This window comes from Dactylosporangium aurantiacum (assembly GCF_000716715.1).
Lineage (GTDB): Bacteria > Actinomycetota > Actinomycetes > Mycobacteriales > Micromonosporaceae > Dactylosporangium > Dactylosporangium aurantiacum.
Map to the genome: position 1 here is coordinate 12,358 of NZ_JNYJ01000020.1, position 26,296 is coordinate 38,653.

Sequence of the window (26,296 nt, forward strand, 5' to 3'; positions counted from 1 at the left end):
CACCGCGGCGCCACCGGCCGCGATCGATTTAGCCCGCCGCCGGAGGTCGCCGGCCGCCTCCCTTGTGCGTGTTCGCTGCGCGGCCGGCAGCGAACACGCACAGAAGCCGGGTCGACGTGTTGTCAGGTCGAGCCTGCCCGATCTTCGTCCTCAGGTTGCGGTCGCTCCGGAGGAGTGTTGCGCTCGTCCGGACGCTCCAACCAGAGGATTCTGATGAGGGCGCCGATCGCGATGCCGGTCAACACGAGGAACACCGAGAGACCGGTGACGCGGTGGAGCCATACGAGGCAGCCGGCGAAGAGTGCGACCGCTACCGCTGCGACAGCTTTTCGCATCATGTCACCACGGCCCGAACAGCTTGGGCAGCTTCGGGAATCCCGGCAGTTTCGGCAGTCCTGGGATGTTCGGCACTCCCGGGAGTTTCGGGTTCCACCGAGGAACGGGTGTGCCGAACAAGTACTCCCACAGCTTCCGCAACCCGCTCCCGAGCAACTTGCCGCCGCCGACGGCACCGAAAACTGCGTACAACGTGTCGGTCACGCAGTAGGACCACTGGTCCCAGGTCTGCGGGTCGTTCAGCCACACGCAGACGGCGAATTGATAGAGCCCGATGAGCACGGCGCCAATTGCGAGGCAGACGATGGCTTCGGCAGCGCAGAACATGCCGACGAGTATGCCAAAGAGCACCGACAACCCCCCGCAGATGCCGGCTCGGCAGAGCTTCTCGGCCCAGATCGGCAGGTTGTCCCAAAGCCATTCGGGGAACGGGCACACGGTTTCCATTCCCGGCAGGTCACAGACTCGCACGGTGGGCGTGCCGTCGTGACCGAACGGGCACGTGTTCGGTCCGTTGCACGGGATCGGGCCCGGGTTATGGGCGGGGATGTACGCAGGCGTGTAATTCGGACCGTTGGCACAGTCGTCGAGGCATTCGGAGACCGTTGGTGGTGTCGCAACGGAGTTGGCGTTGCCGACGGGTTGGCCGCCGTTGAGGTCGACGCTGCCGGGGCGCTGGTTCGGCTCCGAACCAATCGGTTTGCGCGGCGGAATCGAGACCTTGGTGCCGCCGCCGCCGCCACCGCCACCGCCACCGCCACCACCGCACGAGGTGCACGGAGGCGGGGGCGGCGGAGTGGGCTGGTCCGGTGGCGGGTTGTCGCCGCCAGGTCCGTCCGGGCACGGGAAGCAGGGGTAGTGACCGTTGAGATCGGACCAGGTGGTCGGTGCACCGTTGGCGTACAGGTACCGGTTGGTCTGCGGGACCGGCTCCGGTTCCAGGGTCCACGTGTCGCGGGACACGAACGACCTGGTCGACGGCGAGTACCAGCGGGCGCTCGCGTTGGTCATGCCCGTGGCAGCGTCGGTGACTCCGCCCTGGAACCCGACCGGCACGCCGGCACCGGTCGTCGTCCTCGTCCCGGTCGGGCTGTAGGCAGCGGTGCCGCTGACCGCGCCGGTGGCCGGGTCGGCGGTGACGACGCCGTCGCCGTGCTGGGGGTCGGTGAGCAGCGCCTGACCCGCCGCGGTGCCCACCTTCGACGAGGTGACCAAGCCGCTCGGCAGCCGGAACAGCGTGGCTTCCTCGTCGGACCCGGCGCCTTTGATGACGTTGTTGGTCAGGTCGGCGTAGACGGAGTTGAAGCCGTTGCGCTGGGCGAGCCGGTCAAGGCTGTCGTAGGTGTAGTCGAGCGTCTGGCCAGGTGTGACGGCCTTCGTCAGCCGTTCGAATGCGTCGAATTGGTACGTGCTGGTGGCTCCGCCGGTCACCGCGGTGGCGAGGGTGCCCCGGGCGGACCAGGTGTAGGTCTCGGTGCCGGGCTGCGCTCCGGTGGAGGTCGCCGACAGCAGCCGGTTCCGCTCGTCGTAGGTGGCGGTGCGCGTTGTGCCCGAGCTGGTCGTGCTGACCAGGTTGGACGCCTTGTCATACGTATAGGTCGTCGCTGTGCTGCCTGCGGTGGCCGAGGTCAGCCGGCCGAGCCCGTCGTAGGCGTAGGTGGTGCCAGGGTTCTGGGCGGTCTGCGGGCCGGAGCGGCGGTAGGTGAGCAGACCGTCGCGGTCCCGGTCGTAGGTCGTGCTGCTGAGTACAGTGTTGTCGGACTTGCGCCATTCCTCGGTGCTGACCTGACGGTCCTGGGGGTCGTAGGTGTAAATCTGCTGTGCGCCCGTGCCGTACTGCCGTTTGGTGAGCTGCCCGCTGGTGCTGTCGTAGGTAAAGTTCTGCGTGGTGCCGGTGAGCGGGTCGGTTGCCGTGAGGATGCGTCCGGCGAGGTCGTAGGTGATGGTCGACGTCCCGGCGGCGTCGGTCTTCGTGATCACGCGGCCGTCGCCGTCATAGGTGAAGGTGGCCGCACCGGCCGCACCGGTCGACTGCGTGAGCAGCCCCCGGTCGTTCCAGGTATAGGTGGTGTTGCCGTTGGGGCCACCCATCTGGACGATCCGGCCGGCGGCGTCGTAGTCCAGGGACCTCGCGGCGGTGGCCGCCTCGGCACCCGTGCCGGTCTCGGCCGTGAGCCTGCCGACCCCGTCGAACGTCCGGTTACGGACCACGCCGCCGGGGAGCTTCTCCGTCATCGGCTGACCGGCCGCGTCGTAGATCGTGGTCCAGGTCCGATCGGCTGCCGCGGGGTGCGCCGTTGTGGCGGGTTCGATCGTGGACTCCGGCAGGTCCCACACGTTGTACGTGTAGTCGGTGGCGTGGCCGGCGCCGTCCACCATGCGGGACTTGCGGCCCATCTGGTCGTAGCCGAGTTGGGTCAGGATGACGGACGCCTCGTCGCCCGGGTTCTTCAGCTGCGAGATCGAGGTGAGCTGGTTGACGTTGTCGTAGCCGTACCGGGTGACCCGGCCCTCACCGCTGGTCTTCGACTCGATCAGGCCGTTGGTGCTGTCGTAGGTCATGGTCGTCTTGCCGTACGGGTTGCTGAGGCAGTTGCTGTCGGCGGTGACGGCGCAGCTCGCCACGGCGGTTTCGCGGCCCATCGTGTCGTAGGCGATGCCGATCATGACGTCGAGGTACGTATCGGTCGTGCCGGATGTCCGGCCTTGCCGTTGCCGGGTCGTGTGGCCAGCTTCGTCGTATGCGAACTCCACGAAGCGGCCGGTCGGGTCGGTGATGCGGGCGGGTTCCCCCGCCCCCGTGTACGACATCTTCATGACGCCACCGCCAGGCACGGTGAGCGTGACCGGCTCGGGCCTGATCTGCGCGGTGTCGTAGCCGTAGGTGGATGTGTAGTACAGCGTCTGTGCGCCGTTGCGTTCGGCGGCGGTCGAGGTGAGACGTCGGCCGAACGGGTCCCAGGTGAAGAGCCGGCGGGCCCCGGTCGGATCGATGACCTCGCTCTGCTCGCCGGTCACGGTGTACTTGGTGGTCGTGATGGGCGTTGTCTTCGGTCCGGCGCCGTCCGGGTCCGGCTGAACGACGGATGTCGCCCGTCCGTACTTGTCGTACGTCATCGTCGTGATCCGGTTCAACGGATCGGTGAGTTTCGTCGGCTGTCCCGACTGGTTGTACTCGAAGAGATACTTTGCCTGCGTGGCCACCATGGCGCCGGGTGCTGTGTAAGGCGGCAGCTGCAGCTCTGTCGGTCGGCCGGCGGCGTCATACCGCAGCTGGCGCAGGCCATTGCCGTCCAGTTGCGAGGTGACCTCACCGAACGTGTTGCGGCCCAGCGCCACCGTCGACGATCCGGTGCTGGCGACCCCGTTCTGCCACACCGTGTGATTGGTGCCGGAGACCCCCGTCACTTCGCCCGCGGCGTCGTAGGTGAAGTTGGTGACCGCACCGCCCTGGACCGATTGCTGGACCAGGCCTCGAGCGTCGCGGTTGTACTGGACGAGGGTCCGCGCCATGGAGCCGTGTTCGACGCCGGCGTAGTAGTCGACGACCTCCGTCACCAATCCGAGCGGGTCGTAGCTGTACCCCTTGAACGACCGCACAGAGGATCCGCCCGGCACCTTCTCGGTGCGCATCGAGCCATCGGCGTTGTACGTGTAGGAGATCGTACGCACCGGAACGGTCGCCGGCATCGACTGCTGCGCCACGTAGCCCGCAGCGTCGTACGTCAGGTCGACGATCCTGCCTTGGCTCTCCACGCGGGTCGTGTTCCCGGCCGCGTCGTAGCCGCGGCTGCCGGTCTTGACCAGGTTCCCGGCGGTACCTTCTCCCTCCCCGTTGGAGACCAGCGTCGTCGACTGCCAGACCTCGGTCAGCAGGTCGTCGTCGGCGTACCTGTAGCTGGTCTGCCGGCCACCTGCGGCGGTCACGGTCGCCAGCCGCCCAGCCGGGTCGTATGCTCTCGCCTCCAGCACCAGACGAGTGGCCGCCGGGTCGGTCGGGTCGACCCCGACGCCGGTCGCCACCGTCTCCACCACCTGGTGCTCGTTGTTGTAGACGTACTCCAGGACCAGGCCGCTCGGCAGCGTCCGCTTGGTCACGTCGGCCAGTTCGTTCCATTCCTGCGTGGTCGTCGCTCCGGTCGGCTCCTGCGTCGAGATGAGCCGTCCTGCCGGGTCGTACGCCCAGGTGGTTGTGCGGGTCGTGTCGCCGCCGGTGAGGTCTGACACCGCGGTGCTGGTCCGCCGGCCCATCGCGTCGTAGCCGTTGGTCGTGCGGCGGGTGTGGGTGACGTTGGAGTTCGTGGCTTCGGTGACGCCCGACCGGGTCTCGGTCGCGACCAGCCCCGTCGGTGTGTACGTGTACGTCGTTGTGGCGTAGTTGCCGGTGCCGGCGGTGGCGTACTCCGAGGTGCGCCGGCCGAGCGCGTCGCGGGTGTAGCGCGTCTCGAGGTTCGTCGCGCTGACCGCTCGGATCAGGTCGCCCTTGCTGTTGTAGAAGAACTGGGTCGTCCCGCCGTTGCGTCCGGAGGAACTGACGAGGAGCCCCGCCGGGAGTGTGCCGCCGCCCTCGGCCGGTGTCGCCGTCGTCGAGTACGTGAACGTCTCGACCGGGTGGTCGTACTGGCCTTCCGGCACCGGGAACGTCACCTGGGTCACCCGGCCGGCGGTGTCCAGGTCGTAGCCGGTGCGGTAGGTGGTGTCGGTCGCGGACGCCGAGCGGGCGTCGGACTGCCAGATCATCGCGTCGTTGCGCGGGTCGAGCGGGTCGCCGGCGTTGAGGTAGTAACCGAACCGTCTGGTGTGATAGCCACCGCGGAATGTGGTGATTCCGATGACGTTGCCGCGCGCGTCCGTATCGTACGTCGTCGTGTGGCCGTTCTCGTCCACGATCGCTGACACGAATCCGGCATCGTTGTACTGCCACTGCCGGGCGCCGTTCTCCGTGCGGCGTTCCACGATCCGGTTGCCCCGGAACGGGTCGTACACATAGTTGATCGCGGACCGGGCGGTCGAGGTGACACCGACCTGCATGGTGTCGGCGGCGAGGGTCGGTGCGGCCAGGGACCATGTCGTCGCGTGCCGGTCCGTGATTGTCGCCAGTCGGCCGCTGACCGCGTCGTAGGTCATCTGGTTGGCGATGAACCCGCCCGGCTCGGTCACGCCCGTCAATCGACTGGTCTGGTTGCGGGCCGCCCAGTGCTCGGCGATCGCGGCGGCATCGAGCGGTCGTTGATAGAACGCGACCTCGTCGATGAGGCCCGTGAAGCGGGAGTACACATAGGTGAACGTGGTGGTCGAGAACGTCCTGCCGTATCCGACGGTCATCCGGTCCGACGGATCGGAAGGGCTTACCGCGCCGTCCCGGCTCCCGACGAACGCACCGTCCAGGTACAGCTCCTGACGGGTGTCGGTGCCGGTGAGCACCGCATGATGCCATACACCGTCGTTCACCGCCGCCGCCGACGTGATCGCGGCGCGTGCGGTTGTGCCGCCGCTGGTGAGATAGCGCAGGCCACCGACGAGCTTGCCGTCGGACTTCACCTGCAGCACCTGGCCGTCGTTCAAGATGGCGCCACCCAGGTCGAACATCTGCCCGAGCAAGGGTCCCGACGTGCCGGTGTCGGCCTTGAACCACAGTTCGAACCCGAACATGCGGGAGGTGGCCGCCAGTCCTCTCGGCAGGTCGATGGAGCTCTGTGCGACGTTGCTGAACCGGGCGGATGTGTCAGTGCTGCCGTCCAGCACACCCAGCTGGCCACGCTGGACGGCGCTGTTGAAGGTGGCGTCCAGCTCACCGCTGCGGCGGGCGGCAACGTTCGTCGCAACGGTGCCCGAGGCATCGCTGAGAGGCCAATAGCCGACAGCCCCGTCATCCAGGACGAGCGACCGGTAGTGGTTGGAGGCTGTGTATGCATACGACACGCACGACTGTGCCGACAACGGTGCGCACACCTGGGTCAACTGGTCGCCGGCGTACGTGTAGGTCCATGTCGGTGCGGGCTGCCCGGCCGCCGGCGGGTCGGTGGCCACGCTGGTCACGTGCGCGCCGGTCCAGCCGAGGGTCAGTGCCCGGCCGCTGACGAGGTCGGTGACCGTGGTGAGCTTCCCGGCGGTGTCGTACGTGTATTGCTGCACGCGGCCGTCGGCGTCGATGACGTCGGTGATCCGGCCCAGCGCGTCGAACCGCCGTGTGGCACCGGACGCGTCCCGCAGCGTCCACGACAGTGGCGGCCCCGCGGTACGGACCAGCGTCAGGTTCCTGCCGTCGGGTGCCGCGTAGGAGCCGTCCGGGTTGCGACCGAACCGGACCGTCATGCCGGAGGCCAGCGTCGCCACCACGTTGCCGTCCGGCTCCGCCTCGATCCGCTGGTCCAGCGACGTGCTCCAGCCCGCGCCGAACGCTCCGGTGCGGCGCAGGTCCTGCGAGTTGTACGTCCGCACGACGCTGAGGGCTGGGCCTGGCACGTCGACCTTGGCGTCGACAACCTCGCTGGAATAGTTCCCGACCTGCGGATCGACCCCTGGGATGTCGGCGGACGCCGACGCACTGGACAGGTGGTTGGTGATCGCCGGTTGCGAGACCTTCGGCGTGAGCTGGAACGGCCCGATCTCCGGGCTGGTGAGCTGGGTGTCGGACACGGTGACGTACCAGAACGACGGCCGGCTCCAGTTGAGGACGCCGTCGGGGACGACCCATCGGGTCGAACTGGTCCAGCCCGAGTTCTGGCAGCCGACCGGGGCCGCCGGGGTGCCGTTGCAGATCTTGAACAGCACGCTGCGGGCGTTCGGCGTGTTGTCCGGGTCGTAGTAGTCCACCGACAGGGCGGGCCGCAGCGAGTACACGTAGCCGTTGTTCGGCGGCGAGTTGCCCTTGATGGTCGGCGCTGAGTTCGACACCGAGTACGACAGGTCCCCGGTGGGCGAACCGTAGACGTCGTGGAACCAGCCAGGCGTGTCGAACATATCGATCTTCATCGAGTAGTCGCCGAGCGCCGGTGCCGCCGGCACGTCGAGGACCTGGTCGAACGATCCGCCGGGTGGAACCGTCGTCGGCACGGCGATGTTCGGCTGGATGTACACCTGCTGGCCGGAGCTGTTGAAGATGCGGTAGCTCAGCTTCTCCGCACTCGTCGGTGACCACGTCGTGGAGCCCTGGTTCGTCACCCGGACCTTGAGGGTGCTGCCCGAGCCGACGGTGACCGCCGGCTCGAAGTATGACGTCAGCAGTTCGAACGAGGCGCCCTTGTCGGAGTAGTTGATGTCGAGAAACGGCCTGCTGCTGGTGGTGGCGTGGTTGCCGGAGTTGAACCGCTTCCAGCCGTAACTGTCGGTCTCCGACGCGCGGACCGTGAAGCCGTAGAACGATTCCCGCCGGTGGAAGATGCCCGTCATCCGGTCGGCCGGAAGCTGGAAGCTTTCCCAGGCACCGGCCGGGCAGCCGGTCCAGCCGTGCGCGAAGGACTTCGTCACCAGCGGTGCCTGCACGTTGTAGGACGGACCGGGCCAGGTCTTCGCCGTGGCGGCACCCCAGGTCTGCAGTACCGGGTACACCGTCACCGGCCTCGCCTGGCACGAGTAGGACCAGTAGTTGTACAGGTTCAGCGACGCCCCGAGGATGTACTTGTCGCTCATCGCCGCGGTAGCCGTGTCGAACGCGAGGTAGGCCGCCGACTTCTCGGCGCCGCCGTTGTAGGTGCCGACCCGCAGGTTGTCCTTGCTGCCGTTGTTCGTGTTGGCGAAGTCGTGCGACGAGACGTAGGTGTCGTCGGTGGGACCGTACCGGAGCGTCGGGTCCACCGTGACCGGGAACTTCCGCGCCGGGTCGCGCAGCCACGCCTCGTCCAGCTCGACCCGCAGGCCGGTGCCGGTGCCGTACCGCTCCAGGCTGTAACGCACCCCGGTCGAGACCGCCCCCTCGCCGCTGGGCCCGACGTTCGCGTCGACCATCCACCCGGCCGGGATGTTTCCGCGCACGACGCCCATGGCGTCAAGGAGGAGCACCTCCCCGGACTCGGCGTCCAACCGGGGCGTCAACCCGTCGAGCTCCAGCGGAAAGAGCCAACTGCTCGGCGCCTGCGGGCCGTGCAGCACCAGGTCTTCTTTGACGTCGGTGACCGAGGTGCTCAGCACGACGTCGGCACCGGGGAACACCGACGGGTAGGTCACCGTGGCGCCGTTGACCTGAGCTCGCACGGCGGCGGCGCCGTCGAGCCGGAACCCGACCCGCGGACCGCCGAGGTCGAGCGTCGCCAGGACGCCGGTTGCGTCCGGGCCGAACGTCGCAGGAGCTGCCGCACGCGGCGACAGCCGAAAGTCCGGGCGTCCGTGCAGCGTGCCGTCAAAAGGCTCGAAGTGTCCGTCGGACATCTCGACGAACGTGTCGTCTTCATACGTGCGCAGCGTCTTGGTGCCGTCCGGGTTCTCGTAAACGCTGGAGCGGGCGGTGCGCTGGGACGTGTCCTCGACCGAGCCCGCGACGACACCCGTGGACGTCCGTGGTGTCAAGGTCATCCGCAGTTCACCGTTACCGGGTGCCGTATCCTTGGGCAGAACGACGTCGGCGAAGCGCGCCTCTGGTCCGACAGCCCCCGCGACATGCGGTATCTGACCCGACCGGGCCGCAGCACCGGGCGCCTGCGTGGCCGTGCTGTCGACACGGCGGTGCTGTCCTTCGGCATCGCCGGTCACCTGCCCGGGCCGGTCCTTCGAAGCGCCTGGGGGCAACCCGTCGACGTACGCGGCAACCTCGAGTCCGACGAAGAGCGAGACGAGGACGACAAGTGCGGTGGTGGCGCTCAGGGGTCTGCGTCCGCGGTGACGCCCCCTCAGAGGCCGTTGACGTACCGTGCTCAGCGCAGCATGAAGTCGCCGTCCGGCCATGTGCCGACCTCCCCGTGTGGACGTGACGCGAAGGCTAGCTGGACGATGATCGCGAGTAATAGGTCCTAACAAAGTTGATCGAGGGTCTTCCGTCCTTTGTGGAGGATGATCTAACATCTTCGGCCGTGAGGCGTGGTGAACAGCCGCCGTGGATCGTGCCGGACGGGCTGTGGCAGCGCATGTCCGGGATCCTGTTCGTCCTGCACACCGGCATCCAATGGGAGTTCCTGCCCAAGGAGCTGGGGTTCGGGTCCGGGATGACGTGCTGGCGGCGGCTGGAGGAGTGGAACCGGGCCGGAGTCTGGAAGCAGCTGCACGAGTTGCTCCTCGCGGAACTGCACGCCGCGGGGAAGCTGGACTGGTCCAGAGCGGTCATCGACTCCTCGCACGTCCGCGCTGCTCGCCGTGGCCCAAAAGCGGACCGAGCCCGGTCGACCGCGCCCGCCCGGGCTCCAAGCACCACGTTCTGACCGAGGGCGCCGGCATCCCCCTCGCCGCATCGTTGACCGGCGGCAACCGCCACGACATCACCGAACTGCTGCCACTGATCGACGCGGTCCCGCCGGTGCGCGGCCGACGCGGCCGACCACGCCGGCGACCGGCCGAACTGTTCGCAGACCGCGCCTACGACTTCGACAAGTACCGCAACGTCCTCCGCCGCAAGGGCATCCATCCGAGGATCGCCCGGCGTGGCACACCGCACGGCTCCGGCCTCGGCGTCTACCGGTGGGTGATCGAGCGAACCATCGCCTGGTACCACGGCATGAAACGGCTCCGCATCCGCTGGGAACGCCGCGACGACATCCACGAAGCCTTCCTCGGCCTCGCGACCTGCATCATCACGTACCGACACGTCAGACGACTTTGTTAGGACCTTTAAATAGACTTCTCCAAACTCATCAATGCCACCAGGCGGCGATTTCCTTCGAGACTAAATCGGCGAATTGGCCCTCTATCAGTCAAGGGGACCATCCATTCCGCCTCCAAGTTCCACCGATTTGCCCGGTGCGCCAGCTATAATCCTTTCCACGGGTGCAGCAAAATACGACGCTGCGGCCAGAGAAACGATTGCGAATCCATCCGGGGTCGCGCCCGGGGTCGCGTCCGGGGTCGCGTCCGGGTGGTGGGTAGCCGGGCGAGGCGGGCGGCGTCGTAGCCGGCGTCCCCGACGACCCACGTCTGCGGGTCGCGGGCCGCCGATGCTGCGATCAGTCCGGCGAGCACGATCCGGCCATCGCCGGCACGAGGCAGCGGCCGTCAAGCAGCGGTACAACTCACCGCAGAACCGGCCGAGATCCCACCCGCACCACCATGGCCACCGTCAGGCACGCTGATCCTCCGCAGCCTTTGATCGAATCTTCTTCCCCGGACAAGAGGAATGATCGATCAAGGGCCGCACCCGTAATCAGCCAGGGTCGACATCAGCCAGCCCGAGATTCAGTATCAAGCCGAAGGTTCACCCGGAAAATCCAACCGCTGAACGACAGACATTCAGACGGACGCCCATGATTGCAATGCTTTTTCTACAGCGAGCCATTTTCATCGTGATGAGCATCAACGGCGTGGCCCTGGGGTTCCTCCCGCAGCGGGATTTCGTTGCTGAGCGTGGACGTTGGGCTCAGCTCAACCGGCCTCGGGTGTCAGCCGGTATCGGTTGCAGACGTCCAGTGACAGAGCAGTCCTGATCTCGAGTGCCGCGTGGCTCTGCCTGCATTTGTGCAGGCTGGATTCCGGCCCGGTGCGCCGCAAGGAAAGCGCGATGCAGGCATGCTCATGCCGCATCGTGGCGGGTCTCGACGTGATGCGGCACGGTGATGGCTTGCACCACGGCGGTGGCGCGGCGCGGACAGCGGCGGTGACGTCGTCGGCCGAAGCGGCGAGCAGGTCAATCGCCTCTCGTACGTAGCGCCAGGCGGTGCTGGTGCCGATGGCGAAGCCGGCGGCCAGACGACTGTAGGTGTCGCCGTTGCGCGGTGCGCCAGGACCAGCAGCGCTTGTTGGCCTGGTCCCAGGCGCCGCCATCGGCTTCGACGCTGATGGCGTTCCCGGCGATCAGGTCCGCGAGCTGCTACACGTCACCGGCGCGGTGGAGCGACGGCGTACCGTCACGACGCTGTCGGTTGGACGCCCCGCCGAGAGGCGCGCGGCGCGGCGGTGCCAGATACTGCTGTGATGACGAATCCGGATCTTGACCCCGAGGAGTACCCGCCGATCGACCCGCGCGAGCCGGTGCCGGACGATCCGGGTGAGCTGCTGCCCGACACGCCGGACGAGCTGCCGGCGGCCCCGGTCGAGCCGATGCCCGGCGACGACGGCGGGACGGGCGGCGTCCGCGAGCCCGCGTGACGGCGGGCACGGCGGGCCGGGCGGGATCCGACGTAGTCTCGGTCGGGTGAGCAGCGCGACGACCGTGACCCTGGACAACCGGTTCGCCCGTGACCTGGCGGAGATGGCGGTGCCGTGGCAGGCCGAGGAGGTCGTCGAGCCGCGGCTGCTGGCGCTCGACGCGGACCTCGCCGCCGGGCTGGGGCTCGACCCCGGGTGGCTGCGCGGCCCCGCCGGCGTGCGCCTGCTGATCGGCGCCGACGTCCCGGCCGGTGCCACCCCTGTCGCGCAGGCCTACGCCGGTCACCAGTTCGGCGGGTTCTCGCCCCGGCTGGGCGACGGCCGGGCGCTGCTGCTCGGCGAGCTCGTCGACACCGCCGGCCAGGTCCGTGACCTGCACCTGAAGGGGTCGGGGCGGACCCCGTTCGCGCGTGGCGGCGACGGGCTGGCGGCGGTCGGGCCGATGCTGCGGGAGTATGTCGTCAGCCGGGCGATGCACGCCCTGGGCATCCCCACCACCAGGTCCCTCGCGGTGGTGGGGACCGGGCGGCCGGTGCACCGGGAGACGCCGCTGCCGGGCGCCGTGCTCGTCAGGGTCGCCGGCAGCCACCTGCGGGTCGGCAGCTTCCAGTACGCCGCGCTCACCGGCGACGCCGGCCTGCTGCGCCGCCTCGCCGACCACGCGATCGCCCGGCACCACCCGGCGGCCGCTTCGGCGCCGCGGCCGTACCTGGCGCTGTTCGAGGCGGTCGTGGCCGCGCAGGCCGCGCTCGTCGCCCGGTGGATGCTCGTCGGCTTCGTGCACGGCGTGATGAACACCGACAACATGACGATCTCCGGCGAGACCATCGACTACGGTCCGTGCGCGTTCATGGACGCATACCACCCGGCGACGGTGTACAGCTCGATCGACCACGGCGGCCGGTACGCGTACGGCAACCAGCCGCTCGTCGCGGAGTGGAACCTGGCCCGGCTCGCCGAGGCGCTGCTGCCGCTCATCGACGAGGACCAGGAGCGGGCCGTCGCGCTCGCGGTGGACTCCCTGCGCGGGTTCCGTCCACGGTACGAGGCCGCGTGGACCGACGGCATGCGGGCGAAGCTCGGCCTGCCCGCCGGGCTCGCCGACGAGGTCGCCGCGGACCTGGTCACGGACCTGCTCACGCTGATGGAGACCGGCGCGGCCGACCACACGTCGACCTACCGGGCCCTCGCCGCGGCGGCCCGCGGTGACGCCGGCCCGGCCGACCGGCTGCTGCCCGGCCCGCTCGGCGGCTCCTGGCTCGCGCGCTGGCTGGCCGTGGGCCCGGACGCGGCCGCGATGGACCGGGTGAACCCGGTGTACATCCCGCGCAACCACCTGGTCGAGGAGGCCCTGGCCGCCGCGACCGGGGGCGACCTCGACCCGTTCGAGCGGCTGGTCGACGTGCTGGATGACCCGTTCACCCCGCGGCCGGGCCTGGAGCGCTACGCGGAGCCGGCGCCGGCGGACTTCGGCGCGTACCGGACCTTCTGCGGCACCTGAAACTTCCACCGCCGCGCAACGGCAGCCGGCAGCAGACATTGACCCGAGTGCATGAGAGCGCTAACAATCCGGATCCGCCTCAAGGATCGGAGGGTCGATGACCGCTCCCCCAGCACCCCGCTCCGCCCGCCGGCGCCGCCAAACGCGGCTCGCGCTGTGCGTCGCGCCGCTCGTGGCCGCCGCCGGCCTGACCGTCCTCGCGCCGCTGCCGGCCGGCGCGGCGACCGGCGCCGCCCTCGCCGCGTACCCGAACCCCGGCGTCGTCACCGGCGACACCCGGGTGCACGACCCGTCGGTGGCGAAGACGCCCGCCGGCACGTACCTGCTCGCCGCCACCGGCAACAACCTGCCGCTGAAGACGTCGACGGACCGCACCGCGTGGCGCAACGCCGGGGTCGTCTGGCCCGGCGGCGCGCCGTGGACCACCGCGTACACCGCCGGCGGCGCCAGCCTGTGGGCGCCGGACATCTCGTTTCGCAACGGCCGGTACTACCTGTACTACTCGGCGTCGACGTTCGGCTCGCAACGCTCGGCGATCTTCCTGGCGACCAGCCCGACCGGGGCGTCCGGCTCGTGGACCGACCAGGGGCTCGTCATCGACAGCAGCAGCGCCGTCGACTACAACGCCATCGACCCGAACCTCGTCGTCGACGCCGCCGGGCAGTGGTGGCTGACGTTCGGGTCGTTCTGGAGCGGGATCAAACTGATCCGGCTCGACCCGGCCACCGGACGGCGCTCCACGACGGACCCGGCGGTCCGGTCGCTCGCCTCCCGGCCGTCCGCGAACGGCGCCGTCGAGGCCCCGTTCGTGTACCGGCACGGCGGCGCGTACTACCTGTTCGTGTCGTTCGACGCGTGCTGCCGCGGCGCGGCCAGCACGTACCGGGTCATGGTCGGCCGGTCGGCGAGCGTCACCGGACCGTACACGGACCGCAACGGCACCCCGCTGACCTCCGGCGGCGGCACCCAGGTGCTCGCCGGCCACGGCGCGATCCACGGGCCGGGGCACCAGGCGGTCATCGCCGACACCGACGGTGACGTGCTCTTCTACCACTACTACGCGGACAGCGGCGCGTCGTTCCTGGGCATCAACCGGCTCGGCTGGGACGCCGCGGGCTGGCCGTACGTCTACTGACCGCGGCCCCGGCCGGTCCCGTGCCACTCGGCGCGGTGACCGGCCAGGACGTCACCGCCGAAGTCACTGTCCGGGCGGCGCAGCACCGTGTGGGCGTGGTTGAGGTCCTCGGCGGTGTTGTCGTACTCGATGAGCAGGTCCGGCCCCTGCACCCGGTAGTAGTGCCGGCCGGTCCGCTCGGTCGCGCCCTCCCACGCGAACGTCAGCGCGTCGCGGTCCACGGCCGGGGCGATGTCGGCGGGCAGCCGCTCCAGGTACACCGCGACGAGGTCGTCGAGCAGGTGCCGGGCCGGGTCGGGCAGCTCGACCGCCGGGACGCCGGCCGGGACCGGCGGCACCGCCGCCCGCGGCCCGCTGTGAATGTCCGGCGGCGCGGCGGGCCGCAGCACCACCCGGTCGCGCAGCCCCGCCGGCACGGCGTCCAGCACGGCCCAGCCCAGGTCCTCCTCCGGGGCGAGGGGGCGGGTCACGACGCGGCCGCGGTGCCGGGTGGCGAGGGGGTTCGCGCCGAGGAACACCGGGGTCGGGTGCACGGTGTCGCCGTCGAGGGTCATCGACACCGACAGGTGGTGGGCCCTCGAACCGCCACCCCCACCGCTGCCCCAGCGCCGGGGTGCCGAACACGACGACCGAGTAGTCGTCGCTGTGCCGGCCGCGGCGGTAGCCCTCCTCGCGGTCGAGCACCTCCTCCAGGGCGAGGATCACGGCGGCCTGCGCGAACGCGTGCGGGCGCAGCGCGGTCGCCAGCAGCCGGTGCGCCGTCTTGCGGGCGTCCGGGTCGAGCGCGCCGAGGCTCAGGCCGGGCCGGGGACGCAGCCGGTACTCGATCCAGCGGCGGTGCGCGTCGTCGCCGAACGGCAGCCCGGCCGCCGGCGCCGCGTGCAGCAGGGTGGCCGCCTCGGCCCGCATCGCCGCCGCCGTCGTCATGCTGCCGTTTCTACCAGGTCGGTCACGCCCCCGCAGGCTGCGCCGGGATCCGCCACGACCGGCGGTGGTGCACGCTGAGCCCGTGCGCGGCGACGCCGTCGACGTGCTCGGCGGCGCCGGCGTAGCCGGCGTTGCGCTCCCAGCCGTACTGCGGGAACTGCCCGGCGAGCGCGGCCATGTGCAGGTCCCGGTGCGACTTGGCGAGCACCGACGCGGCGGCCACCACGGCGCACCTGGCGTCGCCCTTCACCTCGGTGCGCACCGGCGGGATGCTGCGCTCCGGGCAGAACAGCGTCTCCTCCATCGGGTCGCTGAGGTAGTCGTGCGCGCCGTCCAGGATGATCACGTCCGGGTGCGTCGGCAGCGCCGCCAGGGCCCGCCAGCCCGCGGTCCGCAGCGCCGCGGTGACGCCGAGCCGGTCGATCTCCTCGACGCTGGCCTCCCCGACGGCCCACTGCCCGACCCACGCGCGCACCACCGGCACCATCCGCTCCCGCTGCGCCTCCGACAGGAACTTCGAGTCGGCGAGGCCGTCCGGCACCGCCGGGCAGCCCTTGGCGAGCACGGCGATGCCGACGGTGATCGGCCCGGCCCACGCGCCGCGGCCGACCTCGTCCATGCCGGCGACCGTCACGTGCCCCCGGTCCCACAGCGACGTCTCCACGTCCAGCGTCGGCGTCACCTTGCGGACGACTCGTGCGGCCAAGGCCCAGCTCCCTCGCGATGATCCCGTACCCCTGTCCGGAACGGGCCCAGTCAACCAGACGCCGCCCCGCACCCCGGTCCGGGGCGCGCCGCCTACCCGGTCGACGGGGTCGCCGGAGCGCGGCGCGACCGGTGACCGGCGGCCCGCCCGACCGTCCGCGGCCGCCGCCGTCCGGTCAGAGCAGGAACGAGCGGCGGGTCTCGGCACCCACGTTGATGGTGCCCACGACGGCGCCGGTCTGGTCGTGGACGTGCAGGGTGCGGTTGGTGCGCATGACCTCGCGGATGCCCGGGGGCAGCGCCGGCGGCTCGTCCTCCGTGAGGCGCATCCGGGTCGCGGCGGCGATGAGCCGCGACACGAGCCCGGCGGCGTCGGCGGTGACCGGGACCCGGGCGAACTCCCAGCCGGACACGGTGAGGTCGAGCAGCTCCAGGGTGTGGATCAGCAGCCAGTTGGGGTCGGTCACCGCCATCGCCCGGCGCACGTCCGCGTCGACGGCGCTCAGGGCCGCGGGCAGGTGCACGTACGGGTGGAACGGCGGCCCCCCGTCCGCCAGCCGGTACTGCAGGTCAGGGCCGAGCTGCCGGTACAGCGCGCGGTAGTTGCGCCGGTCGAGGCCGAGCCCGCGGGCGGCGGCCCGGGCCCGCAGCTCGGCGTGGGCGTGCTCGGCCGTGTCGTGCACGATCCGGGTCGCGACGGCCACCCCGTCGTCGCCCCGCAGCAGCGGGGCCAGCGCGGCGGCCTGCTCATGGGCCGGGGCCGGCACGTGCCCGCCGAACCGCTGGCGGACGTCGGCGAGCAGCGCCTCCTGCCGCGCCGGGTCGACCGCCGGCTGCTCGGCCCGTTTCCGCCGGAACCATCGCATGCCCGCTCCTCACCGTGGCGCCGACCGCCCATGGTAGCCGCGGCACGCTCACCGGGCCTCGGCGAGCGCCTCCCCGGCGGCGAGCAGCTCACCGATGCGCTCCGCGGGCTGCGGTTTCGCGAAGTGGTAGCCCTGCCCGTGCGGGTAGCCCAGCTCCCGCAGCCGCCGCGCCTGGGCCTCGGTCTCGATGCCCTCGGCGACCGTGGCGAGCCGCAGCGCCCGCGCCATCTGGATCACCGCGGCGGCGACGGTGCGGCCGTCGGGTGCGGTGCACGTACCGGTGAACGCCCGGTCGAGCTTGAGCTCGTCGACGGGGCACGACTGCAGGGTGCTGAGGCTGGAGTGCCCGGTGCCGAAGTCGTCCAGGGAGATCCGCACCCCGAGGGCCCGCAGCGCGTGCACCGACTGCACGCAGCTGGGGTGCAGCGTCGCCGTCTCGGTGATCTCGACGGTCAGCCGGTGCGGGGCGAGCCCGGTCGCGGTCAGCACCCGCTCGACGTCGGCGGCGAAGTCGGGCTCCTGCAGCTGCCGGGCCGACACGTTGACACTCAGCCGCGGCGCGGCGGCGCCGTACGTGGCGTGCCATCGCACCGCCTGCCGGCAGGTGCGCTCCAGGATCCACCGGCCGAGCGGCACGATGAGCCCGGTCGACTCCGCCACCGGGATGAAGTCGGCGGGCGGGACCGTGCCGCGCTCCGGGTGCTCCCAGCGCACCAGGGCCTCCACCATCGCCGGCACCCCGCCGTCGCCGAGGTCGGGCCCGTCGAGGGCGACGATCGGCTGGTACATGACGGAGAACTGCTCCTCGTCGATGCCGGTGCGCAGGTCCCGTTCGAGGGTGGCGCGGGCGCGGACCGGCACGTCCAGCGGCGCCGCGTAGGCGACGTGGCGGATGCGCGGCCCGTCGCGGTCGGCCTTCGCCGCGTACATGGCGACGTCGGCGCGGCGCAGCAGCTCCTGCGGTGTGGCGGCGACGGTGCCGAGGGCCACGCCGATGCTCGCGGCGAGCCGCAGCCGGTGCCCGTCGATGTCGACCGGCTCGTCGAACGCGGCCGCGATGCGGGTGATGACGGCCTGGGCGGCGGCGTCGTCGGCGTGCTCGAGCAGGATCGCGAACTCGTCGCCGCCGAGGCGGGCGACGATGTCGCCGCGGCGCACCGCGCCCCGCAGCCGGTCCGCGGCGGCCACCAGCAGCGCGTCGCCGGCGGCGTGGCCGAGGGTGTCGTTGACGGTCTTGAACTCGTTGAGGTCGATGAGCAGCACCCGCAGCCGCTCCGGCGGGCCGGCGGCGAGCGCCTCGGAGACCCGCTCGCCGAACAGGTTGCGGTTGGCCAGGTCGGTGAGCGCGTCGTGGCTGGCCTGGTGGCTGAGGCGCTGCTGGAAGTCGCGGGCGTCGGTGATGTCCCGGGAGTTGCACACGATGCCCGCCACGCCCGGGTCGTGCAGCAGGTTCGCCATGGTGATCTCGGTCCACCGGGAGCTGCCGTCGACGTGCGCGAGCCGGGCCTGGAACACCACCGGCGTGTCCGGTTCGCGGATGACCCGCTCGTACGCGGCGAGCACCTCACCGACGTCGTCGACGTACAGCATGTCGGCGGCGGGCCGGCCCGGCCACTGCTCCGCGGGCCGCCCGAGCAGCCGGGTCGCGCCGGGGCTGACGTAGGTGAGCACGCCGTCGGCGTCGGTGACGGTGATGAGGTCGGAGGCGTTCTGCACCAGCGAGCGGAACCGGCGCTCCCGGTCGCCGAGCTCGACCATGCCGGCGTCGAGCCGGGCGACGAGCCGCGCGTTCTCCTGGAAGGTGAGCATCTGCCGGGCGACGACCATCACGGCGAGGATGACCACGCCGACCGCGACGCCGAGGCGCTCCTGCGGGTCGTCGGAGGTCATGACGAACAGCAGCAGCACGTTGCCGGCGGCGACCGCGGCGTAGGGCAGCACGCTGAACGCCCGGCGGCGCCGCGGCACGACCGCGGTGTCCGCGGCTGGTCCGCCGCGGCGCTGCAGGCGCGCCGCGAACACGGCGAACAGGCAGCTCAGCGGCACGGCGGCCTGGCTGGGGCTGGGCGCGCCGGCCGGCAGCAGCGCCTCCGGCGCCGAGGCGAGCGCGCCGACGACGATGGCCAGGCCGAACCACCGCAGCGCGCCCCGGTCGACGGTGGACGAGCCGGTGAGCGCGACCTTGACGATGGCGAACAGCGCCAGCAGCGCCACCACGAGCGTGACCAGGCCGGTGAGGAACACGGTCCGGTTGCCGCTGTCCTGCTCCAGCGACGGGCGCAGCCAGAACTGCCACAGGAACAGCCCGCCGGCGGCGACGACCGTGCCCGCGTCGAGCAGGAACGTGACCCGGCGCGGCCGGCTGTCCAGGCCCAGCGGCAGCCGCAGCAGCGCCCACCCTTCCAGCAGCACCGCCAGCAGGTAGACCGCGCCGTCGACGGCGCCGATGCGCCCGTCGGAGCCGCCGATCGAGTGCACGCCGCGCACGACCGAGCCGAACCCGACGAGCAGCGTGCCGGCGCCCATGTACCGCCAGAACCGGGCGGCCGCCCGGTTCACCCGCGTGTCGGCGCCGACGGTCCACAGCGCGGCACCCGCGAGGACCGCCGAGCACAGGTTCGGCACCCAGCCCAGCACGGCGGGGCCGACGGGCCCGCGCAGGTTGATCGCGAACCAGGCCCACGCGACCACGACGATCACGATCTGCGCCGTCACATCGGCGTAGGAGGGCCCGAACACGGCCTCGCGCAGACGCGCCGCCGGCCGCGGCCGTCCCGATCCGGTCATCTGCCGCCCGTCTTCCTGCCTGCTCGTCCGGATGGCTCATCGACCGCGCCCCGCGGAACCTGAGCGACATCCGCCTGCCGAGGCACCGTACCGCCCCGGACACCGCCGCGCCGATCGTCCCCCGGGACCGGCCCGGCGGGCTGTTCGGCCGTGCACCGGGCCGGCCGGGGCGGGTGGTCAGCCGGGTGGGCCGGGCCGGTCGGGCGGCTCCGGCAGGGCCGGCAGGTCCGGCAGGTCCGGCACGGGCACGCCGAGCGCGGCGGCCAGGTCCGCCGTCCGGCGTGGTGTCACGCACCGGCGGGCGAGGGCGGCCGCGTCCAGGCGGCCGCCGCGGGCCTGGAACAGCACCGGGCCGGCGGGGTGGGCGCGCAGTTCGTCGGTGCTCAGCGACCCGGCGAGGTCGCGCGCCGCGCCGGCCAGGGCGGGCAGCGCCGCGCGCAGCTCGTCCGCCCACGCCTCGACCGCGGCGAGCCAGTCACGGGTGGCCCCGTCCGGTACGGTGGCGTACCGCGCGACGGCGGCGGTGATCTCCGGCCAGGTCAGCTCGCGCCACGGCCGGGACCCGAGCACCGGCAGCTGCCAGGCCCGCCGGGTGAGCGCCCAGTGGTCGGCGCGGGCCGGCACCGCGTGGACGGTGAAGCCGGGCACGCACAGGGCGGTCAGGTTCCAGCCGTGGCAGGCGCCGGTGTCCAGGCCGAAGATCCGGCCGTCGCGCAGCAGCGGCTCGCGCCCGGTCACGTGGTGGCCGAACACGACCGGTTTCGCGTCCGTGTAGTGCTCGTGCCAGTACCCGCCGGGGAAGAGGGCGGCGAGCCGCCGTTCGCCGCTGGTCGAGCCGCACAGGACCTCCTCCGGCTGCCGGTCCAGGGGCACGCCCGGGATCAGGGCCGCGTGCACGACCCGCACGTGCTGGTCCTCGAACCAGTACGGCAGCGTCCGCATCCACTCGACCGCGCCGGCGTAGCCGTCGCCCAGCTGCAGCCGGGTGATCTCCTGCGCGTAGGAGTACACGCCGCGGACGTGCTTGCGCTCGTGGTTGCCCATGACGGCGACCGAGTTGGGCCGCTGCCGGAACAGCGCGACCACCTCGGCCGGCTTCGGCCCCCGGTCGACGAGGTCGCCGACGCTGACCAGCAGGTCGTCGGGGCGCAGCCGGACGGCGTCGAGCAGCTCCATCAGCTCGTCGAAGCAGCCGTGGACGTCGCCGACGATGACCGTGCGCCCCATGCCGGCGAGCCTAGGAACGCCCCACCCGCCCCGGCAAAGGGTTATCGGGCGCCGTAGCCGATCCGCGCCAGGTCCTCGGCGAGGTCCGCGAGGGTCAGGTCCGGGTTCAACCGGGTCACGAGCGCGTCGGTCAGCGGCTCGTGGGCGAAGACGGCGCGCACGGCGCCGGCGTCGACGGGCCGCTCGTAGTAGTCCTCGGCGAACGCCCGGTACGCCTGCGGGGTCCCCGCCACCAGCACGGCGAACAGCCCGTCGGCGCCGTCCGGGTCGGGGCCGGCGGGGTGGTCGACGTCACCGGTGTGCCACCGGTCGTCGCCGGTCTCGCGCCAGACGCACACGGTCGCCTCGAGCCGGCCGTCGTAGCTGAAGGCCGGCTCCGCGACGCTGCCGGCGAACACCTCGGGCACCGCGTCGAGCAGGCCCGGCCACAGCTCGCCGTCCTCGTCGTGCGCCGGGCTCATCGGCGACTCGTGGGCGAAGCCGCGGATGAACACGCCGGCCTCGCCGAACACGATGTCGTACTCGTCGCCGGAGCCGTTGCGCATGGACGCGACCTGCTCCCCCGGCCCCCAGTGCGCGTCGAAGGAGAAGTACCGCGACTCCCACTCGGGGCTGAGGATCGCGTCCAGCGCGGCGAGGGCCTGGCAGCGCTCGCGCAGGACGGGGATGTCCGGCAGGGCGGCGGCGACGTCTCGAGCGGTCACCGCCTCATGCAACCACATGCCGGGCGAAGGGCGAGGAAAGCGGCGGCCCTGATAGGCAAAATCGCCGAGGCGATTCTAAGGAGAAGGAAGGACCACCATGGCCTCGCCGGTCGATGCTAGCACGGGCGCCAGGTCCACCGCGGCGTAATTACTGTCCTGATTGGACGGACGGAACACGTAGGCGGGACCGCCGGCGACGGGCGCGTCCGTGTCGTCGTAGCGGACCGGCATCCCGCCGGGGTCCGCCGGGGCGTGCCGGAACAGGTCGTGCACGCTCGGCAGGCTGTCCAGGTACTCCACGTACGCCGGCAGCATCTGCGCCAGCTGCTCGCCGTTGCGGGAGGCCGACTGGACCCGGGCGCGCAGGTTCGCGTCCAGGTAGACCAGCTCCCGGCGGTCCAGGTCCAGGTAGGCGACGAACTTCGCCAGGGCGGCGCCGCGGACCGGGAACGACAGCTGGGTGCGGCCCGGCTCGAACAGCTTGCCCTCCTGCGGCCGCTCACCCCACTGCAGCGCGGCGTGCACGTCGTTGGCCTCGGCGAACGTGCGGCGGGAGTAGCACAGCAGGCTCCACACCGCGTACCGCACGCCGGCCCCGGCCAGCTCGTCGAGGTACAGGTCGATGAGCTGGCAGGCGCGGCCGTCGAGGTCCTTGGAGTTCGTCGGGTCGCCGGAGAACACCGCCGCGGCGCCGAACCGCTCGCGGTCCCAGCAGCACTCGCCGAGCGGCCGCCAGGCGGCGTCGAAGAAGTTCCAGCTGTTGTCGTACCAGACGTTCGCGCCCGTCGCGCCGGTCGCCCAGTACGCGGCGGTCCGCACGAACCGGACCCGGTCCGGGATGCCGAAGACGGTGCCGCGGCCGTAGGGCGCCAGCTCGGCATCGTTCGTCGGCAGCTTCACCTTCGCCGTCGCCGGGTCCAGGGCGACCGGGACGCCGGCGAGGCGCCGGGTCAGCTCGGCGCCGATGACCCCGAGGACCGCGTCGCGCGGTCCGGCCGGCAGCGCCAGCCCGTCGCCGGCCTCGACGAACTGCGCCTTCCACCAGTTGCCGCGGGGCGGGAACACGCGCCACCGCCGGTCGCCGGCGGTGCGCAGGTGCCGCTGCACCCGCAGCAGCTGCAGCGTGCTGAGCCGGGCCATGACCGGGCCGGCGTCCGGTGCCTCGCCGAACGTGCGGACCAGGTGGTGCAGGCGGCGGGCGTACTCGCCGGGCCGGGTGGCCAGCAGCGGCGCCGCGGCCGGGTCCCGCTCGGCGAGCAGCCGCTCGACGTCGGCGGCGAACCCGCCGGTCGCGGCGCCGGTGTACAGCACGTGGTAGGCCCGCACGACCCGCGGGAACGCCGCGCGGTAGTCGCCGGGGTGCAGGGCGCGCAGCAGCCGCTTGAACGGCTCCCGGCGCCGGGCGACGTCGTCGAGCAGGTGCGGGGCGCCCTCCAGCAGGCCCAGCAGGTAGCGCCGCTCGGCGCGGGTGAAGCCGCGCAGCCGGGAGGCGCCGCGCAGGCCGGGGTCGCCGCCGGACAGCGCCACCGCCAGGCGCAGCACGTCGGTCGCGGTGCCGACCCGCGCCACGACGCCGGTCTCCAGCAGGCGCGCCGCGAGCCGGATCCGGTTGTCCACGAAGGAGACCTCGGCGAGGTCGACGGGGGTCCGCACGAGCGTGGCCACGTCGTCCCACTGGGCGTCGGTCCAGCGCGCCGGCAGCGCGAGCAGCCCGGCGAGGATGCGCGCCGGCGCGGCGTCGTCGGCGGGGTGCAGGACCCGCGGCGCCGGCAGCTCCGTCAGCGGCGCCCGCCCCGCCTCCTCCTCGGTGACCAGGTCGTTGGGCAGGCCCCAGTACATGAGGATCTGCCGGGTCCAGTACTCGGCCTCGTCCATGGCGAGGACCTCGGCCGGGAAGTTGCGGTAGACGACGAAGTCCGCCATGCGCTTGTCGTCGCCGGTCAGCGCGGCGAGCACCGGCTCGACCCCGCCCCACCACGCGCGCAGCGCCTCCTCGCCGGCCCCGCCGAGCGTCGCGTACGCCCGGGCGGACAGCGCGAAGCCGTAGTAGGCGATGTTCGCCGCCACGGTGGCCAGCGACGCCGCCGAGGCGACGGGCGTGCCGGGGGCGGGCAGGGCGATGAGGTCCCGGGTGATCAGGGCTCGCTGCACACCGTGCAGGGTCCCGCACCCCGCACACCACGGTCAAAGCCGTTTCGGCGCGCTCGGTCCCGCAGTTCCAGCGGCGACTCGCCGACCGTGCCGCTGTCCGCGGTCCGGCTGCCCGTGGCGCCGCCGGCCCGCACCGCAGACCGGTCGATCTCGCCGGCGGCGGTGGCACTTCAGGGACGACCAGGCGGGGTCACAGCACCGTGCACGGGCCGCCGTTGAGGGTGAAGGCGGTCGGTCGGGGGTTGCCGCCGGTGTACGTGCCGTTGAAGCCGATCGAGACGGTGCCGTTCGGCGGGATCGCGGCGTTCCACGACTCGTTGCGGGCGGTGACCGAGGCGCCGGTCTGGGACCAGACGGCGGACCAGCCCTGGGTGACGCGCTGGGTGCCGGGGAACGTGAAGGCGAGGGTCCAGCCGTTCACCGCGGCCGCCGGGTGCGTGTTGCGGATCGTGACGCTGCCGCCGAAGCCGCCGCCGCCCCAGTCGTTGACGCCGTACGTGACCTGGCAGGTGGCCGTGTCGGTGCCGCCGGGGGTCGTCACGCTCACCGGTGCGGACGCCGGGCCCGCGGCGCCGGTGGCGTCGACCGCGGTCACCGTGTAGCTGGTCGTGGTGCCGGGGGTGAGGCCGGTCAGCGCGTACGTGGTGCCGGTGACCGTGGCCAGGACGGTGCCGGTGCGGGCGACGCGGTAGCTCAGCGGCGCGGTGCCGCCGGTGGCCGCGGTCCACGACAGCGTCGCCGACGTGGCGTTCACCGCCGAGGCGGTCACGCCGGTCGGCGCGCCCGGGGCGCCGGGGTCCGTGGTGTAGGTCAGGCCGTACCCGAACGGGAACAGCCCTTCGCCGTCGTTGACCGGCTCCTGGTCGGCGCTGCGCGGCCAGGTGACGGGCAGCTTGCCGGTCGGCGCGAAGTCGCCGAACAGCACGTCGGCGACGCCGGCGCCCTCGGTGCCGGGCAGCCACGCGGCCAGCAGCGCCGAGAGGTCCGGCAGCTGCGTGGTGATGTCGAGCGGGCGGCCGGAGACGAGCACGGCCACCACGGGGACGCCGGAGGCCCGCAGCGTCGCGAGGGTCTGCAGGTCGGTCGCGTCCAGCCCGAGGGAGCCGGGCCGGTCGCCCTGCCCCTCGGCGTACGGGCTCTCGCCGACGACCGCGATCGCCGCGGCGTACGAGGCGTCGATGCCGGCGCCGCCGGCGCTGTAGGTGACGGTCCGGCCCGGTGCGGCGGCCCGGATGCCCTGCAGGATCGTGGTGCCGGGGGTGACCGGGCCGGTGCCGCCCTGCCAGCTGATCGTCCAGCCGCCGGACTGCCGGCCGATGTCGTCGGCGTGCCGGCCGGCGACGAACAGCTTCCCGCCGGTCTTGGCCAGGGGCAGCACGCCGGTGTTCTTCAGCAGCACCTGCGACTCGCGGACCGCCTGCCGGGCGACGGCACGGTGCGCGGCGCTGCCGACGGTCGCGGCGAGACCGCGGTCGGCGAGCGGGTGCTCGAACAGGCCGTACTCGAACTTCTTCGTCAGGATGCGCCGGTTGGCGTCGTCGATGCGGGTCATCGGCACCCGGCCGGCCTGGACCTCCGCCTTGAGCGTGGCGATGAACGACTTCCACGCCGTCGGCACCATCACCATGTCGATGCCGGCGTTGACGGCCCGGCGCACCTCCGACGCGGTGAAGCCGGTGCCGCCCTCGATCTGGTCGATGCCGTTCCAGTCCGACACCACGAAGCCCTTGAAGCCCAGCTCGCCCTTGAGCACGGTGGTGATGAGGTACTCGCTGCCGTGCAGCTTCTGGCCGTTCCACGACGAGTACGACACCATCACGGAGCCGACGTCGCGCCGGACCGCCTCCTGGAACGGCGGCAGGTGCACCGCGCGCAGCTCCGCCTCGGAGATCTGCGTGTCGCCCTGGTCGACGCCGCCGGTGGTGCCGCCGTCGCCGACGTAGTGCTTGGCCGTGGCGATGATCCGGGACGTGCCGCTGCCGCCCTGGTACCCGTCGATGATGCTCGCCATCGACACCGGCAGCTCGGGGCGTTCGCCGAACGACTCGTACGTGCGGCCCCAGCGGTCGTTGCGGGCCACGCACAGGCAGGGTGAGAACGTCCAGTCGACGCCGCTGCCGGCGACCTCCTCCGCGGTCGCCCGGCCGACCTGCTGCACCAGCGCCGGGTCGCGGGTGGCGCCGAGCCCGATGTTGTGCGGGAAGATCGTCGCGCCGTAGAGGTTGTTGTGCCCGTGTACGGCGTCCGAGCCGTACACCATCGGGATGTGCAGCGGCGTGGCGAGCGCGCCGCGCTGGAACCCGTCGACCATGTCGGCCCAGCCGGTGGGCGTGTTGGGCGAGGGTGCCGACCCGCCCCCGCTGAGGACGCTGCCGATCCGGTACTGGGTGACCTCCGCCGCGCTGATCGACGCGCGCTCCGCCTGCGTCATCTGCCCGATCTTCTCGTCGAGGCCCATCCGGCCGAGGAGGTCCTCGACCCGGGTCGCCACGGGCAGGGAGGGGTCCTCGTAGGGCGCCGCCGCCCGCGCCGGTTCGGCGAAGACGAGCGTGGCGGCGATGAGGGTGCCGGTGGCGGCGAGCAGGGGCTTCCAGCGTCGCATCGGGGGTCCTTCCGCAGGGTCGGCCCGACGGTAGGCGGACCCGGCGGGCCCCGCACCGCGCCGCCGCCGGCGCGCCGCGTCGGCGCTGGTCAGCCCGGCGATCCGGGGTGAAACGTTCACCCTGGGCCG

11 protein-coding genes and 3 pseudogenes are annotated in these 26,296 nt (G+C 72.0%); 4 read left to right on the forward strand and 10 right to left on the reverse strand.

The window, feature by feature from the left end:
• Positions 1 to 339: 339 nt before the first annotated feature.
• Positions 340 to 9,288, reverse strand: coding sequence for a LamG-like jellyroll fold domain-containing protein (locus tag OP18_RS21845; RefSeq protein ID WP_162189823.1), 8,949 nt, complete (start codon positions 9,286 to 9,288; stop codon positions 340 to 342).
• Between the two features lie 107 nt (positions 9,289 to 9,395).
• On the opposite strand from OP18_RS21845, the pseudogene OP18_RS59760 reads away from it, so the two are divergent.
• Positions 9,396 to 10,087 (forward strand): annotated as a pseudogene (locus OP18_RS59760) (IS5 family transposase).
• A gap of 971 nt (positions 10,088 to 11,058) precedes the next feature.
• Here the strand turns inward: OP18_RS59760 and OP18_RS55365 are convergent.
• Positions 11,059 to 11,267, reverse strand: a pseudogene (locus OP18_RS55365) (helix-turn-helix domain-containing protein); the annotation flags it as partial.
• Positions 11,268 to 11,388: 121 nt separating this feature from the next.
• On the opposite strand from OP18_RS55365, the gene OP18_RS59160 reads away from it, so the two are divergent.
• From OP18_RS59160 to OP18_RS21865, 3 genes are all read left to right on the forward strand, one after another.
• Entirely contained in the window at positions 11,389 to 11,562 is a 174-nt protein-coding gene (locus OP18_RS59160) for a hypothetical protein (RefSeq protein ID WP_169788963.1), read from the forward strand.
• 46 nt (positions 11,563 to 11,608) lie between these two features.
• Positions 11,609 to 13,063 (forward strand): protein adenylyltransferase SelO, encoded by a 1,455-nt coding sequence (locus tag OP18_RS21860; RefSeq protein WP_033360856.1) that lies wholly within the window; start codon positions 11,609 to 11,611, stop codon positions 13,061 to 13,063.
• Between the two features lie 97 nt (positions 13,064 to 13,160).
• Positions 13,161 to 14,198 (forward strand): arabinan endo-1,5-alpha-L-arabinosidase, encoded by a 1,038-nt coding sequence (locus OP18_RS21865; protein WP_081970984.1) that lies wholly within the window; start codon positions 13,161 to 13,163, stop codon positions 14,196 to 14,198.
• Here the strand turns inward: OP18_RS21865 and OP18_RS51365 are convergent.
• The 8 genes and pseudogenes from OP18_RS51365 to OP18_RS21905 all read right to left on the reverse strand — a co-directional run bounded on the left by OP18_RS51365 (position 14,192) and on the right by OP18_RS21905 (position 26,167).
• Positions 14,192 to 15,125, reverse strand: a pseudogene (locus OP18_RS51365) (DUF3500 domain-containing protein). The gene OP18_RS21865 and the pseudogene OP18_RS51365 sit on opposite strands and share 7 nt — an antisense overlap.
• Positions 15,126 to 15,147: 22 nt before the next feature.
• Positions 15,148 to 15,831: a ribonuclease HII gene (locus tag OP18_RS21875; protein WP_033360857.1), complete on the reverse strand. Its 684-nt coding sequence runs from the start codon at positions 15,829 to 15,831 to the stop codon at positions 15,148 to 15,150.
• Between the two features lie 175 nt (positions 15,832 to 16,006).
• Positions 16,007 to 16,696: a hypothetical protein gene (locus OP18_RS21880; RefSeq protein WP_033360858.1), complete on the reverse strand. Its 690-nt coding sequence runs from the start codon at positions 16,694 to 16,696 to the stop codon at positions 16,007 to 16,009.
• Between the two features lie 48 nt (positions 16,697 to 16,744).
• Positions 16,745 to 19,483, reverse strand: a complete 2,739-nt coding sequence (locus tag OP18_RS52845) for an EAL domain-containing protein (protein ID WP_052387106.1) — start codon at positions 19,481 to 19,483, stop codon at positions 16,745 to 16,747.
• A 177-nt stretch (positions 19,484 to 19,660) separates the two neighbouring features.
• Complete coding sequence (locus OP18_RS21890) at positions 19,661 to 20,710, reverse strand: metallophosphoesterase family protein (protein WP_052387107.1); 1,050 nt, start codon at positions 20,708 to 20,710, stop codon at positions 19,661 to 19,663.
• Positions 20,711 to 20,751: 41 nt separating this feature from the next.
• Positions 20,752 to 21,432: a hypothetical protein gene (locus OP18_RS21895; RefSeq protein WP_033360859.1), complete on the reverse strand. Its 681-nt coding sequence runs from the start codon at positions 21,430 to 21,432 to the stop codon at positions 20,752 to 20,754.
• 57 nt (positions 21,433 to 21,489) lie between these two features.
• Positions 21,490 to 23,565 carry a hypothetical protein gene (locus OP18_RS21900; RefSeq protein WP_052387108.1) on the reverse strand — a complete coding sequence of 692 codons (2,076 nt, stop codon included), beginning with the start codon at positions 23,563 to 23,565 and terminating at the stop codon, positions 21,490 to 21,492.
• Positions 23,566 to 23,755: 190 nt separating this feature from the next.
• Positions 23,756 to 26,167: a glycoside hydrolase family 3 N-terminal domain-containing protein gene (locus tag OP18_RS21905; protein WP_063745559.1), complete on the reverse strand. Its 2,412-nt coding sequence runs from the start codon at positions 26,165 to 26,167 to the stop codon at positions 23,756 to 23,758.
• Between the last annotated feature and the right edge of the window lie 129 nt (positions 26,168 to 26,296).

Coding starts and splice junctions, on each gene's coding strand:
- OP18_RS21865 (WP_081970984.1), top strand. CDS start 13,161: ATGACCGCTCCCCCAGCACCCCGCTCCGCCCGCCGGCGCCGCCAAACG.
- OP18_RS59160 (WP_169788963.1), top strand. CDS start 11,389: ATGACGAATCCGGATCTTGACCCCGAGGAGTACCCGCCGATCGACCCG.
- OP18_RS21905 (WP_063745559.1), bottom strand. CDS start 26,167: ATGCGACGCTGGAAGCCCCTGCTCGCCGCCACCGGCACCCTCATCGCC.
- OP18_RS21895 (WP_033360859.1), bottom strand. CDS start 21,432: ATGTGGTTGCATGAGGCGGTGACCGCTCGAGACGTCGCCGCCGCCCTG.
- OP18_RS52845 (WP_052387106.1), bottom strand. CDS start 19,483: ATGACCGGATCGGGACGGCCGCGGCCGGCGGCGCGTCTGCGCGAGGCC.
- OP18_RS21890 (WP_052387107.1), bottom strand. CDS start 20,710: ATGGGGCGCACGGTCATCGTCGGCGACGTCCACGGCTGCTTCGACGAG.
- OP18_RS21880 (WP_033360858.1), bottom strand. CDS start 16,696: ATGCGATGGTTCCGGCGGAAACGGGCCGAGCAGCCGGCGGTCGACCCG.